At 65.4% G+C, this 534-nt stretch carries 1 protein-coding gene; it reads right to left on the reverse strand.

Features of this window, described 5'->3' with window-relative positions:
- The coding region (locus tag KUG41_RS15295; RefSeq protein WP_254217351.1) for a helix-turn-helix domain-containing protein at positions 1 to 467 on the reverse strand (467 nt) is incomplete at its 3' end.
- Positions 468 to 534 lie beyond the last annotated feature (67 nt).

Here is a 534-nt window from a genome sequence, read left to right on the forward strand (position 1 = left end):
ACGCTGGTGGGCAGATAGGTGATGTCCCAGCTCCAGAGCCGATTCGGCCCTCTGGCCTCCAGCCGTGGCACCGGACGAGGCTCCTGGGGCGGACGAGACCGACCACGGCGATGAGCCTGGCCGTGGGCATGGAGCACGCGGTAGTAGCTGCGCTCCGAACCGATATAGACCCCCCGATCCGCGAGCGCCGGCACAATCTGTCCAGGCGGGAGAGCGGCGAATTCCGGCTGGTTACAGGTGAGCAGGATCCGTTGCCGCTCCTCGTCAGTGAGGCGATGAGAAATCAGGCGGTGACTGCCTTTACGGCGATCCAGTCCGTCCCCATCACCCGCAAACTGACGCCGCCAACGCTGCAGGGTGCTCAGACCCAATCCCAGCAGCTTGGCCAGCTCGCTGGCACGTGCGCCCGCCGCCAGACCCTCATTGAGGATCTTCAGGGCTTGGCGGCGATCATCGGGAGATGTCAATCGCCCCCGTCCTCTCCCCAGTAGGCCTGGATCTTTTTTGAGGCCATCAGCAGTGCCGCCGCCTCCG

Source organism: Synechococcus sp. CCY 9618 (genome assembly GCF_019038415.1).
Taxonomy (GTDB): domain Bacteria; phylum Cyanobacteriota; class Cyanobacteriia; order PCC-6307; family Cyanobiaceae; genus Cyanobium.